A 15,887-nucleotide genomic window follows, 5' to 3' on the forward strand; every position below is an offset into this window, starting at 1 on the left:
TCAGTAGCCGTAGATCGAAAATTCGTCCTTCCGCATGTGCAGGGAGAGGACAATGGCCAGCAAGGCGGTATTGGCCAACAGGGCCGATCCTCCGTAGGAGATGAACGGCAACGGAATCCCGATGACCGGCAACAGGGACGTGGCCATCCCGACATTGATGAACGTGTGGACCAGGTAGATCCCGACCGCGCCGGAGGCCACCATGACGCCGAACGGATGCTTCATCTGCCCACCCAGGTGCACCAACCGGACCAGGAATGCCATCAAAAGCAGCAATACCAGTGCCGCCCCCAGGAAGCCGAATTCCTCTCCGATGACGGAAAACACGAAATCGGTCGACTGCTCCGGCACATACGATCCCTGGGTCTGTGTGCCCTGCATGAATCCTTTGCCGTTCCAGCCACCCGAGCCAATGGCCGCCATGGATTGCAGTTGATGGAAGCCGGCGTTGTCCCTGAATTCCGCGGCTCCGGGATTCGTGAAGGAAAGCACACGGGCGACCTGGTATGGCTGCAGGACGTTCATGATGGCGAAGGACGCCACAGCAGCCGTGCCACCCGAGAAAAGAGCGGCAACGCCCGCCATCCGCCGGTCCTTCGTGCGCCACCACATGAAACCGGTGAACACCAACGCAAAAATGACGGCCGCCGGCAGGTTCACGATGGCCAGGTACCCCGCTACGGCCGGAGCAATCATGATGAGCAGCAGGTTGAATTCCAGGCCGCTCCAGAACAGGGCGATCGGAATGAGCCCGAAAAACACAAGTGCCGTTCCCGTGTCGTTCTGGAGGATGATGAGCACCGCCGGCAACAGGATGATGCCTACAATGCTGAGTCCAACGTCCAGGCCCATCGTCTTGGGGCGCCGCATACCCACCAACTGGGCCAGGGCCAGGACCGTACCCACCTTGGCGAGCTCGGAAACCTGGAATTGAATGGGACCCAGGACGATCCAGCTCTTTGCCCCGTTGATCTCCCGGCCTACCAGGAGCGATGCCAAAAGAAGCAGCACCGTAATCGCATAGATGGGAAAGGCCGCCATCTGGTAAAAACGGATGGGCAGGAGGAGGGCGATCACCAGGCCCACGGACGAAATACCCAACCACATGACCTGGCGGTCAAAGTTCTGGCGTGGGCTCGACGTGAACAGATCGGCGGCCGCACCGTGCGTTGTGGAATAGATGGCCAGCAATCCGGATACCACCAGGACGAGCCAAAGCGCGAGACTCATGGCATCCAGCCGCGTGTACCAGGGCTTCATGGCGCCGTTCTCCCGGGCGATTGCTCCCCGATCGGCTGGCTCCGGCGCTGCAATACCTGATTCCAGAGTGGCTGCCGGCCTTGCATTTCGATGTGACCCTTGAGGTACTGCTCCATCAAGAACATGCCCACGATGCCCGCATTGCCGGAACCCGATCCGCCATTCTCGACCATGACGGCCACGGCAATCTGCGGATTGTCAGCCGGAGCGTATCCGATGAAAACCGAGTCGTCCTCCCCACGGGGGTTCTGTGCCGTTCCGGTCTTGCCTGCCGACGGTATGCCCGGTATGATCAACCAGGGCGTTTTCTCCGCGATCATCCGTCGCATGCCGGTACGCACGAGTTCCAGGTAAGCCGGATTCACGTTCAGGGGCTCGGGGGATGCGAGGTCGAGCCGGGTCTCCTCACCCGTTTCCGGCTGACGGGCATGGTCGAGCAGGTGGGGGGTAATGAGCGTTCCGCCATTGGCCAGCGCCGAGACGTACCGGACCAGTTGGATGGGGGTCACCAGCAGCTCTCCCTGGCCGACCCCCAGATTCATGGCCTGGCCCTCATTCCACCGGTTCACGCCCAGCCGTTCGTTGTAATAGGTCGAATCGGGTATGAGTCCGGTACTGACTTCCGACTGGGAAAGATCGATGGCCGCCCGCTGCTCGAACCCGAACGCACGGGCGTATTTGTCCAACGTGTTCACGTCCATCCGGCGCATCAGCTCGAAAAAAAACGTATTGCAGGACTGCTTGATGGCCTCTACCACTCCGATGGTGCCGTGCGTATCCATGCATTTGAAGATGCGTCCTCCCCCCCGCGGGTGATAGCCCGGGCAGTTGAACCGGAAGCCCTCATCGATGACACCCTCCTGCAAGGCCATGATGGCTATGAGGGGCTTGAATGTAGATCCGGGCATGAAGGCCGACTGCGTAACGCGGTTGAACAGGGGCTTGTCTGCCGACGTCATCAGGTAATCCCACTGTTCGGGATTGACCGAGCCGGTGAACACGTCCAACTTGTAGTCCGGCGCCGAGTGGAAGGCCAGCACACCGCCCGTATTGACATCCATGGCGATGACCGCACCCCGCTTGTCCGTGAACAGCGACTCGGCGACGGCTTGCGTACCGGCATCGATGGTCAGGTACAGGTCCTTCCCGCTCAGCGGCGGTCGGTCTTCCCGTCCGCCCAGGTAATCCTGGACCACCTGCCCGCGTATGTTGACCATCTTGAAGGCACTCCCCACCGTGCCCCGGACTTCCGTCTCGTACTGACGCTCCAGCCCGGCGCTCCCTATCTGGTCTCCCGGGCGGTATCCCCGTGACCGCCAGGTCTCCAGGTCGCTCCGATTGATTTCCCGGACGTAGCCGAGCACATGCGACAACTCGGCCTCGTCGGTGTACCGGCGTTTCTGGAACACTTCATGGGTGATTCCCGGCAATTCATGCCGGTGCTCGAGCACCCGGGACAGCATCCGGAACGGAACATCCACGGCCAGGGGACTCGGACGGAATACACTCCACTCCCGGGCGGCCCGCACCCGGGCCGTGACGACGCTGTCCGGGACTTCCAGGAAGGACGCCAGGACCGGGACCGTGGTCGTATCGAAATAGGTGGGGGTCACCAGCAGGTTGTAGCCGGATGTGTTGTCCACCAACAACGTGCCGTTGCGGTCGAAGAACATGCCGCGTGCCGGCAATTGCCGTCGCTCCTTGACGGCATTGCTCCTCGACTCCCCGCTGTGGTCTGCGTAGTCCACGATCTGCAGTTTGCCCAGCCGCAGTACTAGCACGCCTACCAACAGCACAATGAGCAACGAAAATATGCGAACGCGCAGGCGGGCGTCATCCATGGTGGCAAGGGGCCCCGTTGGGGCGTTTCCGGTTACGAATGGGGCCGGAAATGCAACCATTCAGCATTCAGGCGCATTTCAGGCAAACCAATGTGTGGACCCATCGTTAGTACCCGACGACACCCACGTGGTTTCGGAAGGCATTTATTACTATCCGCGGGCACCATGGCCAAGAGATCGACGACCTTTATCGGGCTTTCCTGCGCTTTTTTCGGCGTTTTGTTTTTTGCCGTGGCCGCCCCGGCCGCGGGTCAGTATTTCGGCAGGAACAAGGTCCAGTACGACAATTTCGACTTCAAATCGTTCAGGACGGATCATTTCGAAATCTACTTCTACCCCGAGGCGCGCGTGGCTGTCCAGGATGCGTCCCGGATGGCCGAACGGTGGTATCAGCGGCATTCGCGCACGTTCCTGAGGGAGTTCTATGAACGCAAGCCCATCATCCTGTATGCCAACGACGCCGACTTCCATCAGACAAATGCCATAAGCGGGTCGCTCGGAGAAGGCACCGGCGGGGTGACCGAATCCCTGAAGGAGCGGGTCATCATGCCCCTCACCGGCAGCTATTGGGACACCGACCACGTGCTGGGACACGAGCTGGTCCACAGTTTCCAGTACGATATCGCCCTCTCCCGCACGGATTCGGTCCGATTCTCGTTCCAGTATGTTCCGCTTTGGCTGGTAGAAGGCATGGCGGAATACCTGTCCGTCGGACGGCGCGATACCCACACGGCCATGTGGATGCGCGACGCCGCCCTGCGGGACGACCTGCCGACCATCGAGCAGATCACGAAGGACATGAGTTACTTCCCGTATCGGTACGGGCAGGCCTACATGGCCTACGTGGGAGGCAAATACGGGGATGCCGCGGTCGCCAACCTGTTCAAACTGAGCGGCCGGGTGGGCGTCGATTCGTCCTTCGTGTACACGCTCGGCATTACGGCCGATTCGCTATCCAACGAATGGATCCAGACCGTCAAGGACACCTACCTGCCCCTGACCGAGGGCCGTACGCCGGCTGACAGCGCGGGCCGCAAGGTCCTGGCATCGGATATCGACGCGGGAGACATGAATATCTCCCCCATGATTTCTCCGGACGGGCAGTACGTGGCGTTCCTGTCGGAGAAGGATCTCTTCAACATCAACCTGTTCATTGCCGACGCGAACACCGGAAAGGTCGTCAAGAAGCTGAAGTCCACGGCCCGGAATTCGCATTTCGACCAGATCCGGTTCATCTCATCGTCCGGGTCCTGGTCGCCCGACGGCAAGCGCTTCGCCTTCATCACGTTCGTCCAGGGCGACAACGAAATCTCCATCCTGGACTGGTCCAAAGGCTCCATCGAGCGACGGATTTCCGTGGACGGCGTGACCGCCATCACCAATCTGGCGTGGTCCCCGGACGGCGATCATCTGGCGTTTTCGGGCATGAACGGGGGCATTTCCGACCTGTACGTGCTGGACCTGCGTACGTCTGCCGTGGAGCAGTTGACCAACGACCGGTACGCCGATCTGCAGCCGGCCTGGTCCCCGGACGGGATCCACCTCGCCTTCACCACGGACCGGGGCGAGGAAGGCACGGACTTCGCCACGTTGTCCTACGGCGCCGAGCGCGTGGGTATCATCAACACGGAGACGCTCGACATCCGGATCGTGCGACCCTTCGACGGAATGCATCACAATCCCCAGTTCACGCCGGACGGACAGAACATCCTGTTCATTTCCGACCACGACGGGTTCAAGGACATCTATCGATTGAACCTCGAGACGGAAGACGTATTCCGCGTGACCCATCTGCAGACCGGGGTTTCGGGCATTACCAAGATGTCGCCCGCCATGTCCGTGGCGCAGCAGAGCGGTCGCATGATGTTCACGGTATTCGGCGACAGCAAATACACGGTGTTCTCCAAGGATCTGGATGAACTGGAAGGCGAACCCTATGTGCCGGGACCGCAGGCCGACTACCAGCTTGCTGCGACGCTCCCGCCCAACCGGGACGCCAATGAAGGCTTGGTCGGCAACTATCTGAACGATCCGCTCAGCGGGTTGCCGGAGGACCGGGACTACTCGGAACTGGCGTACAGCCCCCGCCTCAAGCTGGATTACGTGGCCCCGCCGTCGGTGGGCGTTCAGGCCGGTGGCGTGTACGGTTCAGGGGTCGTGGGTGGTGTCGGCTTTTTCTTCAGCGACATGCTGGGCAACCAGAACCTGACCCTGATTGCACAGGCCAACGGCACGTTCAAGGACATCGGCGCCCAGGCTGCCTACCTGAACCGCAAGAACCGGCTGAACTGGGGAGGTCAAGTGGGCCATATCCCACTCCTGTTCGGGTCGTCGTTCGTCGGTCCGAATGTCATTGACCCGGAAACGGGCCTGCCATCGCAGACCATCCAACAAATCCGCCAGCGCATTTACGTGGACCAGCTCCAGGGCGTGGCCGTGTATCCGTTCACCACCACCCGGCGGGTCGAGCTGACCTCAGGGTTCACGCGGTACGGATTCGACTACGAGGTGGACACCTACTACTTCAGCCAATTCGGTGTCCGTCGCGAAAGGACGAGTCTGAGTGACCAGGAGCCGGACCCCATCTATTTCGCCCAGGCCGGCCTGGCACTGGTCAGCGACTACTCCTTCTTCGGCTTCACATCCCCCATCCGGGGTGGCCGATCGCGTTTTGAAATCGCGCCGTTCGTGGGCTCACAGACCTTCATCCGTCTCCAGGCCGACTATCGCCGGTATTTCAATCTGAACCCGTTCACGTTTGCCATCCGTGGCCTCCACGTGGGAAACTACGGTGCAACGGCATCCAGTCAGAACGACATTTTCACCCAGGAATATCTGGGATACGCCAACTCGTTCGGCTTCGTCCGGGGCTACTCCTTCACGTCGTTTGAAGGCTTCGGGGAGTGTACGGCCACCGCGGACGGCCGATGCGCCGAGGAAGACCGCCTCTTCGGAACGCGCATGGCGCTCATGAGCGTGGAAACCCGGATTCCGCTGTTCGGCACGGAGCAGTATGGTCTCATCAACTTTCCGTACCTTCCCACCGAAGTCTCATTCTTCGCAGATGGTGGCGTGGCATGGACGAAGGACGACCTTCCGGTCCTGAAATTCGAAACCGACCCGACGCCGGAGCGGATTCCTGTTTTCTCGGCCGGGGTGTCCACCCGATTCAACATGTTCGGGTTCTCCGTGATCGAGATCTTCTACGCCAAACCGTTCCAGCGGCCTGGAAAGGGGGCCCATTTCGGGTTCCAGATCATCCCGGGCTGGTAAGCCCCTGATGTATACCGCCCTTCGCCCCCTGCTTTTTGCCGTCGGACCCGAAACGGCCCACACGTTCGCGGCGCTCGCCGCGCGGACCGCACAACGCGTGACCCCGTTCCTGCTCGACCGGATGTTCGAGTATGCCCATCCTGCACTGTCGCAGGACCTGTTCGGTCTGACCTTCACCAATCCGGTGGGACTGGCGGCCGGTTTTGACAAGAATGCCCGCCTGGTCCCCTTTTTCCGCCACGCCGGTGCCGGATTCGTGGAAATCGGGTCGGTCACGGCCCGGAAGAGCCGGGGCAATCCGCGCCCGCGGCTGTTCCGCCTGCCGGAAGACGAGGCCCTCATCAACCGGATGGGCTTGGGCAACCACGGGGCCCGGCGGATTGCCCCGCGCGTGGCCCGTCAGGCCGGACGCCGAACGTGGCCCCTGGGCGTAAACATTGCCAAGACCCACGATCCGCACATCATGGGTGACGATGCCCTGGACGACTTCGTCCAATCTTTCCGGCTGCTGGCACCCGTCGCAGACTACATCACACTGAACGTATCGTGTCCCAACACGGCCGAGGGCAAGACCTTCGAGGACCCGAATGCCTTCGACGACCTGCTTGCGGCCATCATGCGTTCTGCCGCCGACCTGAAACGGCGCCCCCCCATCCTGGTCAAGTTTTCCCCGCCCGACACCGAACGGTTCGTGCTGGACAGCTTGTTCGACGAACTCCTCCTGGTGGCGCAGGCTCACGGAGTGGATGGGTTCGTGGCCACGAACACCGCCCCGGACCGGGAGGGACTGACCGCGGATCCCATCCGTATTGCGTCGATGGGCAAGGGCGGACTCAGCGGCCGTCCGATAGCGCGGCGTTCAGACGGGCTCGTCCGCTATATCCATCGAAAGACCGGCGGCAAGACACCCATAGTGGGTGTCGGTGGTATCGATTCAGCAGAATCGGCGTACCGGAAGATCAAAGCCGGTGCGAGTCTGGTGCAGATATACACCGGTTTGGTTTATCATGGACCCGGCCTCTTCCGCTCCATAAAGGAAGGACTGGTCCGACTGCTTGAGGAGGACGGACATTCGTCCATCAAACATGCCGTTGGAGTCGAGGCCTGAGCCACCCCTTCACGACAGCCTGAGCCCGACATGCCCACACTCGTCGACTTCAAGACCATCCCCGAGATGTTCAACCGCCTGACGGCCCGTTTCGAGGGCCAGAACAGGACGGTGCTCAAGTACATGGACCGGGACACCAAGGCCTGGACCGATATTTCCTGGGAATCCTTCCGGGATCAGGTGCACGCCATGGCCGGCTACCTGTATTCCAAGGGCGTCCGCCCCGGCGACCGCGTATCCATCCTGTCGGAAAACCGGCCGGAATGGGCATTCACCGACATGGCCACCCAATTGTTGGGTGGCGTGAGTGTATCGCTCTACACGTCGCTGCCGCCCCGGGAGGTCTCGTACATCCTGCACGATTCCGGCGCGTGCATTTTCATCGTGTCGACCACCATCCAGCTGAAGAAGGCGCTCGAGATCTACGATGTATGCCCGGAATTGAAGCACATCGTGTCCATGACGCCGCTCACGGACGAGCATCCGGACTATGTGTCGTACTTCCCGGATGCCATGACCGAAGGCGCAGCCATGTATGAGGAGTACAAGGACGCCATCCGTTCGCTGGAGGCGAGCGTCAAGCCCGAAGACCTGTCCTGCCTCATCTACACGTCCGGAACGACGGGCAACCCGAAAGGGGTCATGCTGTCGCACCACAATTTCGCGTCGAACATCCAGTCGGCCATCAACCAGATCGACCTCACGCCGACGGACCGGCATCTGTCGTTCTTGCCGCTGTGCCATTCATTTGAGCGTACCGGCGGCTACTTGGGAGCGCTCTCGGCCGGCGTCATGATTGCCTACGCCCAGTCCATCGATACCGTGACCCGGGACATCGTGGACGTCAAGCCCACCATTCTGATAGCCGTCCCGCGCCTGTACGAAAAGATCTACAACGGCGTCATGAAGTCCGTCGAGGAAGGCGGCGAGCGCAAAAAGAAAATCTTCGACTGGGCCGTCCGGACCGGGTACAAGTACCACATGGCCAAGGCCACCGGCAAATCACCGGGGCCGTTCCTGTCCGCCGGAAACGCCGTGGCACAGAAGCTCGTCTTCTCGAAGTTGCAGGAAAAACTCGGCGGTGCCCTGCGCTTCGGCGTATCGGGCGGCGCGGCGCTGCCGAAGACCATCGGGGAGTTCTTCTTTGCCGCAGGCATCCCCCTGGTGGAAGGCTACGGCCTGACGGAGACGTCGCCCGTACTGACCATTTCCCCCTTCCACAAGCCCCGGTACGGAGCGGTCGGGCATGTCATCAGCGGCATTACGGTGGGCATCCAGGACCTGGAGAGCGAAACCATCCTCGGTCAACTCAGTGGCGAGGACTACCCGTCGTCGCTCACCACACGGGACGGGGAAATCGTGGCGCGTGGCCCCAACATCATGATGGGGTACTGGAACAACCCGGACGCCACTGCCGAGGCCATCGATGCCAAGGGATGGTACCACACCGGCGATGTGGGTCGGTTCGATGACGGTTTCCTCGTGATCACCGACCGCATAAAACACATGATCGTCTCGGCCGGCGGCAAGAACATCTACCCGGGACCCATCGAAGAAAAATTCAAGCACGAACCGTGGATTGACCAGATCAACATCATCGGGGAAGCCCGCGAGTACCTGACGGTCCTCGTGGTTCCGAATGAGGATGCCATCCAGGCGTTCGTGCGGCAGGAAGGGCTCAAGGCCGATTCCTACGCCGCCATGCTCGAACTGGACGAAGTCAAGCGCGTCTTCCAGCAGATGTTCAAGTCGTATTCCCGGAATGCGGCATCGCACGAGAAGGTGCGTGATTTCCGGCTGATCGCCGAGCCGTTCACCATTGAGAATGGCATGATGACGCCGACCATGAAACTGAAGCGCAACGTCATCGAGTCGACCTATGCCGACCTTATCGAAGAAATGTACGCAGGCGTAGTCTGATGCCGGATTCCCCCCGGACGACCCTTTCCGTGTGCCTTGTATCGTCGAGCCCGGTCCTGGAGTCGACCGTGCGGATGATCTGCGCTGCCCCGCACCGGGTGCAACGCTTCGACCTGGGCGACCTGGTCACCGAGGCGGCCACGCCGTCCGGCAACGCGCAGGCCATTGTGGAACAGGCCTCCCGGTCGGATGTCGTGCTCATTGAGTGGAACCTGGACCAGGCCCCGGAAATCAACACCCTCTCTTTCCATGTCCGGAAACGACTGGCGTGTCCGGTGGTGGCTCTGTGCCGGGGTGGACAGGACGACATTGTGGGCGGATTGGCCGCGGGGGCCGATGCAGCGCTCACCTTCCCGTTCACGGTGGCCCAATTGCAGGCCATGGTGCTGGCCTGGCATCGCCTGGTGGATGCGGCGCGAACGGAACACCCGCCGCCGGTATCCAGGAACATGTTGGAGCACGGGCGCCTCGTCCTGGACCTGACCGCGCATCGGTTCACGATTGACGGCATGGAAGTGGAACTGACGCCCCGGGAGTTTGCCCTCCTGACGTATCTCATGGAGCGGCCCGACACCGTCTGTTCACGCGAGGACATCCAGGACGTCGTGTGGGGCATCCAGTTCGACACCGGAACGAACATGGTGGATGTCTACATGTATTTCCTTCGCCGGAAACTGGCGGCGCATGGCGTGACGGACGTCATCACGACCATACGGGGACACGGCTACCGGCTGGACTCGACCTGAATCCGGTCAGCGGCGGGTACATCTCCCGGCAGACGCAGCGCCAGGATGGAGCCTTCCTGCAGGGCCCGGTAAATGGCCCGGATGTCCTCGGCGGGAAGTTGGAGACGGAGGACCGTGGTGACCCCACCCCGGCCCATTCGTGTCGGCAGCGTATCCAGCAGGAAGCCCGGGCCCGGAAGTCGCCCGGAAACCAGGCGGACTTCGAGTCCATCGTACTGCAGCACGGCATAGTCGGGGACATCGGGCTCCGGCACGTCCTGTGGGGGCCGCTTGGCCGCTTCCACGGTGTCGACGGGCGCGACGACCTCACGGACCGGCACATGTGGGATGTCGGAGTGGAACGAGGTCAGGCGGAGCGCATCGGCTGGTTTCGGCCGGGGTATACGAGCGATGTCGTCGATATGGGCGCGTTCGGCGCGCATCGTCCGGACCGGTACGCCGCCCATGAAGAGCACGACCGTACCGGCGCTGGCGTTCGTGGTGTCGGCCAGATCAATGGAAAGGGAAGGTTCCGACAACCCAGCCGCCTCGAGGCGGGCTTGCAGCCACGACAGGTGGGTGGCTTGCGCCTGGAGCGATGCCTCCGTGCCGTCCAGCCCACTGCGTGTTTCCAGCGCCGGAAACACGACAATGAACAGGATGACGGCCACGGGCGGGACGACAAACCCTGCCATGATCCACGACCCCATCCACCGGGTTTGGGTGGGGGCGGTGGTGGCTGCAGTGCTGTCCGGGGCGGCGTGTGGCTCGCTCAATAGATATACACCGGCGCGCCGATGGGAAGGGTGGAGTGGACCGCTTCGAGGTCGCTGGCACCCAGTCGGATGCATCCGTGGGATACGGGCATGCCCAGCAATCGCTCATAGGGCGTGCCGTGCACGAGGTAGCCGTCGCCCATGGAAAGCGCGTACTTGCCCAGCACGCCGCGTTCGTACCGCAACGGACTGCCGGGTGGCGGCACGGGCTCCCCTTCTTCAATGAACGCCCAGTCCGGCTTCGTCCAGACAGGTCGCGTCCGTTTCGATTCAATGCGGCGGATGCCGCGCGGCGTGTTGAACAGCCATTCGCGATCTCCTTCTGCCTTGAGTCGGATGTAACTGCCCGTGGAACAGGGACCCTCCAGCAGCAGACCGTTGCCCTGCATGAGCCGGAAGGTGTTGTCGGATGAACTCACGACGAGATAAGGTCCGGACGGCACGCGCCGTGCCAGGCGACGCTCCAGGTTGGCGAGTGTGCGGACGTCGGCCGGGGACGAAACGGGCGTTATTTCCACTTGCGGCGTCGGAGCCAACGCCGCGGCCATCCACGCCCGGGGACGTTCCCCGACGGCCAGGAGGATGGCGGCCAGCACAATGCCGGCCTGCAGTCCGATAAGGAATGAAAGAATCCGCGCACGCATCAATTCATGGTCCCCACGATGGTGACAGGTGTGCCCACGGCGACCTGCCGGAACAGCTCGTTCATGGTGGTATTGGTCATGGCCACGCATCCATTGGTCCAGTCCGCGCCCTTTCCGCCCTCTCCGTGGATTTCAATGAGTCCGCCAATCCGTGCGTTCGCCGGAATAAGGCCTTCCCGCTTGGCCGTGGTGAAGGCCCGGCGGTCCTCGGCGTTCGGAAAGTCGATTTCCAGGGCCCGGTAATACCGGGTCTCGCCGCGTCCCCGTTTCCGGATGATGCGGTAGCGTCCCTCGGGCGTTGCGTTGTCGCCTTCCATTTGTTTGTCGCCCACCCATTCGGGGCCCAGTTCCACAGGCCAGCTCTGGATGCGGCGACCCGCCGTATACAGATGCAGGGTTCTGTTCAACTTGTCCACGATGATGGCGGATGTACCCGCGTCCCGCGATGCCTTGAGCGTTTCCCGGACCCAACGGTCCCACTGGGGCGCATTCTCCATCCAGGTCGTGAGTTGGGTTTGCAATTCCGTCTCCATCCCCACCAGCAGGCGATTTCCCTGCCGGAGATGCTCGAGCGCCGTGGCGTATTTCCGCGACTTGGCGTGGGCATCGCTGCGATGCAGGTTCAGTTCGGCCTCGGCCCATCGGCGAATGCGGGTCTCGGTGCGTGGCAATTCGGCCATCAGGGACGATACGCTGTTGGCACGGGCATGGACCACCAGGCGTTCCGCCGCCAACTGGCGCCGGAGCGAGTCGCGCAGCGTTGCTGTTTGCTGGATGGTGACTGCTGCCGATTCCACGAGTCGCACGGCCAGGGAATCCACGTGGCTGTAGTTCCTCAGGATGGCCGGACGATCCGATTCCTCACGCAAGGCGGCCAGCGTCTCAGCCCACAGGACCTCGGCTTCAGCCAGTCCGGTCGGGACCAGGTGCCGTGCATCGGAGGCGCGGACCTCGGCCAGGGCGCGACGGGCGTCGTCCACGCTTTGCTCCGGTGCGGCCGGAGACAACGCCAGAAGCACGGCCGTCCCGAGGACGGCCGTGCCGATGGCAATCAGTGTCAGGCGTTTGATCTTAACTGCGGACAGGTGTGCCCGTCCCTGCGATGGCTGTTTCAAGTTCCGTCTGCAAGGATGAGGCCTTCTGCAGGGCCTGCGTTACGATCTGGTTCGCCGTCAGGAAGTCGCCTTCCATCTGGGCCTGCTGTGCGGTCTCAAGCGACTGGCGGACGAGGTCGACATCCACCTGGATGGCAGCCAGCGCCAGGGCACCGTCTTTTCCGCGGGGTGCGCGGGCCATGAGCGTGCCCAGGTTGGTCAACGACTCTTCCAGCGAGACGAACAGACCTTCGTTGGTCGTGCGCATTTCTTCCTTCCGGTCGGCGACCGTCTGCTCGGCCTGCGTAGCGGTTTCCAGGGCGGAAGCCAGCAGTGCGTTGGCACGATCGTAATCACGGGTCAGGGAATTCCTGGCGTTCTGGACTTCAATTTCCGCCTGTGCGGCGGCGAAAGAATCCTGAGCAGCCTGGTAGAGCTCCATGACATACACATCCGCCTCGGCCGCATCGGCCGTCTGCAGGGCCGTCTGGGTGGCTTCAATCTGCTCCTGCGGAGGCTTGGCACAGCCGGCAACCAGAACGGTTACGGCCAGTATCGCTATGAAAGCGAAGTTCTTCATTTCTGTAGGTGTTCATTGGATCCGGCCCTGAGCAATCGCACTTCGACCGCAGAAAACCGGAATAAGGCAATGTTACGGCGGGTCGGGAGGCGGCCTCTCAAAGGCCCATTAAGCTTTGCGTCCGTCCGGTTAAATTCTGCTTAAAAGGCGGTGGATGTCCGCTCTTGCTGGCAGAGGGGGCTTTCATTGCCAGAAAGACCAGCAGTCGGGGCGGATGGCCGTTGAATGCTGGAACCTGCACGCCGAACCTGCATTGCATGGCCCACACATTTCGGGGTGTAGCGCAGCCCGGTAGCGCGCTTCGTTCGGGACGAAGAGGTCGTGGGTTCAAATCCCGCCACCCCGACACCAGAAGAGAAAAGGCAGGCCAACGGTCTGCCTTTTCAATTATGGGGAGGGGTAAGGGATTGTCCAAAGGAAAATCCCGCCACCCCGACTGTCAGGAGGCTTCCAACGCTGCCGCGTTTGGAAGCCTTCGATGTTTACGGCGTCACGCGTGATGGGCGCGACGCCACGTCATCCCCCACCCCGCGAGCACCATCAGGGCGGCCACGCCGCCCAGGGCCAACATGGGTACGAGGGCAGCCTTCGGCATGAATCCCCGGGTGGCCAGGAACAGGCCGAGTCCCATGGCACCGCCGAGCCACCAACCCGCGCGCTCAACAACCGTCATTCCAGCGAGCAGGGCCGGCTCCCCCGCTTCCGCAGGGCCCCGCGCCAACACCGCGTGTCCGGCTGCCCATATCCGATCGGCATCCCAGCACAGCAGATAGATGACGGCCAGCAACATGGCCGTCGTTATCCATGCCGTCAGGCCGAAACCGATACCCCACGTCACGAGCACAATGCTGAAGATGATCGGCAAAAACAGCAGGGCCCCGAGGGTTGCCGTTGCCGGGATGACAATCAGGATGGCGGACAGCACCTGCATGATACCGATGAAGTACCAGTAGGGCCCGGTCTGGTACATGGCTTCGAAAAAGAAACCCACCGGGTTCTCCACCGGCAAGACGGTGAATCGCTGACCGGTCGCCTTGACCAGTCCGGTCGGCAGAAAGGCCATGAGCATGAGGAGTCGATTCGCCAGCGTGAATCGGGCCAGGAACGGAGTCGTCCGGATCCGGGCGTGGAGCGCGCGAAGGCGCGGCGGGAGTTCAGCTGACGGATGACGCGTCATGGTATTCAGGGATGTGTTCGTGGCAACCGCCCTCACTACGGCAGCCGGAGGGCCCGGTTACTTTTTATATTGACAAATAAATTTGTCCATTGTAGATTCGGGGTATGATGCAAAGCGAACTCCACATGATCCATACGCCGCGGGCCGCCTCGGCCGCCCTGGCAGACCTGCGTGTTTCCATCCTGAATGCCCTCCGGGAGCCCAATTCCGCGTCCGGACTGGCGTCGGTCCTGGGCCTTCCCCGACAGAAGGTCAACTATCATGTTCGCCAACTCGAGGATGAGGGACTGGTCCGGAAGGTGGGTGAACGACCCGCCCGCGGATTCACCGAGGTGCTCATGCAGACGGTGGCTCGGCGGTTCATGATTGTGCCGCAGGTACTTGGCGACGTCGCGGCCGACCGGAAAGACATGGAGGACCAGGTATCGAGCATGTACCTGGCCGCGCTCGCCGCAGAAGTCATCCAGGATCTGGCTGAACTGCGCCCGAAGGCCGAGCAGCAGGAAAAGCGCCTTGCCACGCTGTCCCTTGCCTCGACCGTCCGCTTCAAATCCATGGAAGACCAGCACGCCTTCGCCGACAAGCTGACAACGTTCGTCGCCGATCTCATCCGGGAATACCACGCCGACACCGGTCGCGAATTCAAATTGATGGCCGGCGTCTACCCGAATCCCGACACAACCACATAGCACCACGCGTCGCTCAGCGACCAACCCGTCACTCGACCCAGCAAAGCCATGCCAGAACCCAAGAAAACCGCCGGCAAGACCATCCGGATTGCCGCCTCACCCGCCCGCGTTTGGCGGGCCCTCACCGACCCTGAAGCCCTCGCCAGCTGGTTTCCCGTGAAGGCCGAAATCAAGCCGGGCGTGGGCGGAACCATGCGCATGTACTGGGATGAGAAGAACGGATTCGATGAGCGCATTGAGATCTGGGAGCCCGAACGCCATCTGCGCACCGCCGATGACAACGCCGGCTACCCCGGGGTGGCCACGGATTACCACCTGGAAGCGGACGGCGACTCTACCATCCTGCGCGTCGTTTCGTCCGGATTCGGGGAAGACGATCGCTGGCAGGACATCCTGGACAGTTTCCAACTGGGATGGAATTTCGAGTTGGAAGGCCTGAAGTACTGGCTGGAAGTGCACGCGGACAAGCCTCGCACGGTGGTGCGCGCCTCCCGGCGCAATACCGGTGACGTTCACGACGTGTGGACCCGACTGACCGGCCCGGGTGGCTTCCTTCCAGCGTCCGGTCTTTCGGACGGTGCCACCACCCTCGAAACGGCACCACCGTTCCAGATGGTGCTCCGGACGGCACCGGACAGCGCGCTGGGAGATGCCCTGTTGCGGCTCCAGGTGCTGACCGAGGCGGTCGGCGGCCACGTGAACATCTGGGCCTCGTGCTACGATCTGGACACGGCATCCGCAGACCGGATGGCAGCGGAATGGCAACGATGGCTGGACGCAAATGTCCGCTGACGGACACC

Annotated in this window: 13 protein-coding genes and 1 tRNA gene; 7 read left to right on the forward strand and 7 right to left on the reverse strand. The window is 62.1% G+C overall.

Features of this window, described 5'->3' with window-relative positions; genetic code table 11:
* Together rodA and mrdA are read right to left on the reverse strand one after the other, a co-directional pair.
* Entirely contained in the window at positions 1-1,260 is a 1,260-nt protein-coding gene (rodA, locus tag RIE53_01300) for a rod shape-determining protein RodA (protein MEQ9103312.1), read from the reverse strand.
* Positions 1,257-3,101 (reverse strand): penicillin-binding protein 2, encoded by a 1,845-nt coding sequence (gene mrdA / locus RIE53_01305; GenBank protein MEQ9103313.1) that lies wholly within the window; start codon positions 3,099-3,101, stop codon positions 1,257-1,259. Before mrdA ends, rodA begins: the two co-directional genes overlap by 4 nt.
* Before the next feature lie 165 nt (positions 3,102-3,266).
* Here mrdA and RIE53_01310 point away from each other — a divergent pair, with 165 nt between their 5' ends.
* Genes RIE53_01310 through RIE53_01325 form a run of 4 tightly spaced genes read left to right on the forward strand, consistent with a single transcriptional unit; the run spans position 3,267 to position 10,148 of the window.
* Positions 3,267-6,374, forward strand: a complete 3,108-nt coding sequence (locus tag RIE53_01310; protein ID MEQ9103314.1) for a basic secretory protein-like protein — start codon at positions 3,267-3,269, stop codon at positions 6,372-6,374.
* Between the two features lie 7 nt (positions 6,375-6,381).
* Positions 6,382-7,482 (forward strand): quinone-dependent dihydroorotate dehydrogenase, encoded by a 1,101-nt coding sequence (locus RIE53_01315; GenBank protein ID MEQ9103315.1) that lies wholly within the window; start codon positions 6,382-6,384, stop codon positions 7,480-7,482.
* A 30-nt stretch (positions 7,483-7,512) separates the two neighbouring features.
* Positions 7,513-9,402, forward strand: coding sequence for a long-chain fatty acid--CoA ligase (locus RIE53_01320; GenBank protein ID MEQ9103316.1), 1,890 nt, complete (start codon positions 7,513-7,515; stop codon positions 9,400-9,402).
* A 29-nt stretch (positions 9,403-9,431) separates the two neighbouring features.
* Positions 9,432-10,148 (forward strand): winged-helix domain-containing protein, encoded by a 717-nt coding sequence (locus tag RIE53_01325; GenBank protein MEQ9103317.1) that lies wholly within the window; start codon positions 9,432-9,434, stop codon positions 10,146-10,148.
* On the opposite strand, the gene RIE53_01330 is transcribed toward RIE53_01325, so the two are convergent.
* From RIE53_01330 to RIE53_01345, 4 genes are all read right to left on the reverse strand, one after another.
* Positions 10,127-10,822 carry a hypothetical protein gene (locus RIE53_01330; GenBank protein MEQ9103318.1) on the reverse strand — a complete coding sequence of 232 codons (696 nt, stop codon included), beginning with the start codon at positions 10,820-10,822 and terminating at the stop codon, positions 10,127-10,129. The two genes, RIE53_01325 and RIE53_01330, sit on opposite strands and share 22 nt — an antisense overlap.
* Positions 10,823-10,899: 77 nt before the next feature.
* The gene (locus tag RIE53_01335; GenBank protein MEQ9103319.1) at positions 10,900-11,547 is read right to left on the reverse strand and encodes a L,D-transpeptidase; all 648 of its coding nucleotides are present in this window, start codon (positions 11,545-11,547) and stop codon (positions 10,900-10,902) included.
* Positions 11,547-12,662, reverse strand: coding sequence for a L,D-transpeptidase family protein (locus RIE53_01340; protein ID MEQ9103320.1), 1,116 nt, complete (start codon positions 12,660-12,662; stop codon positions 11,547-11,549). Before RIE53_01340 ends, RIE53_01335 begins: the two co-directional genes overlap by 1 nt.
* Complete coding sequence (locus RIE53_01345) at positions 12,619-13,221, reverse strand: DUF4398 domain-containing protein (GenBank protein MEQ9103321.1); 603 nt, start codon at positions 13,219-13,221, stop codon at positions 12,619-12,621. The genes RIE53_01340 and RIE53_01345 overlap by 44 nt, the downstream gene beginning before the upstream one ends.
* A gap of 272 nt (positions 13,222-13,493) precedes the next feature.
* On the opposite strand from RIE53_01345, the gene RIE53_01350 reads away from it, so the two are divergent.
* A tRNA-Pro gene (locus RIE53_01350) sits at positions 13,494-13,567 on the forward strand.
* Positions 13,568-13,711: 144 nt separating this feature from the next.
* On the opposite strand, the gene RIE53_01355 is transcribed toward RIE53_01350, so the two are convergent.
* Complete coding sequence (locus RIE53_01355) at positions 13,712-14,398, reverse strand: hypothetical protein (protein ID MEQ9103322.1); 687 nt, start codon at positions 14,396-14,398, stop codon at positions 13,712-13,714.
* A 125-nt stretch (positions 14,399-14,523) separates the two neighbouring features.
* Between RIE53_01355 and RIE53_01360 the strand changes: the two genes are divergently transcribed.
* Both RIE53_01360 and RIE53_01365 read left to right on the forward strand, forming a co-directional pair.
* The gene (locus RIE53_01360) at positions 14,524-15,087 is read left to right on the forward strand and encodes a helix-turn-helix domain-containing protein (protein MEQ9103323.1); all 564 of its coding nucleotides are present in this window, start codon (positions 14,524-14,526) and stop codon (positions 15,085-15,087) included.
* A gap of 48 nt (positions 15,088-15,135) precedes the next feature.
* Entirely contained in the window at positions 15,136-15,879 is a 744-nt protein-coding gene (locus RIE53_01365; protein MEQ9103324.1) for an SRPBCC domain-containing protein, read from the forward strand.
* Positions 15,880-15,887 lie beyond the last annotated feature (8 nt).

Source organism: Rhodothermales bacterium (assembly GCA_040221055.1).
GTDB lineage: Bacteria > Bacteroidota > Rhodothermia > Rhodothermales > UBA10348 > 1-14-0-65-60-17.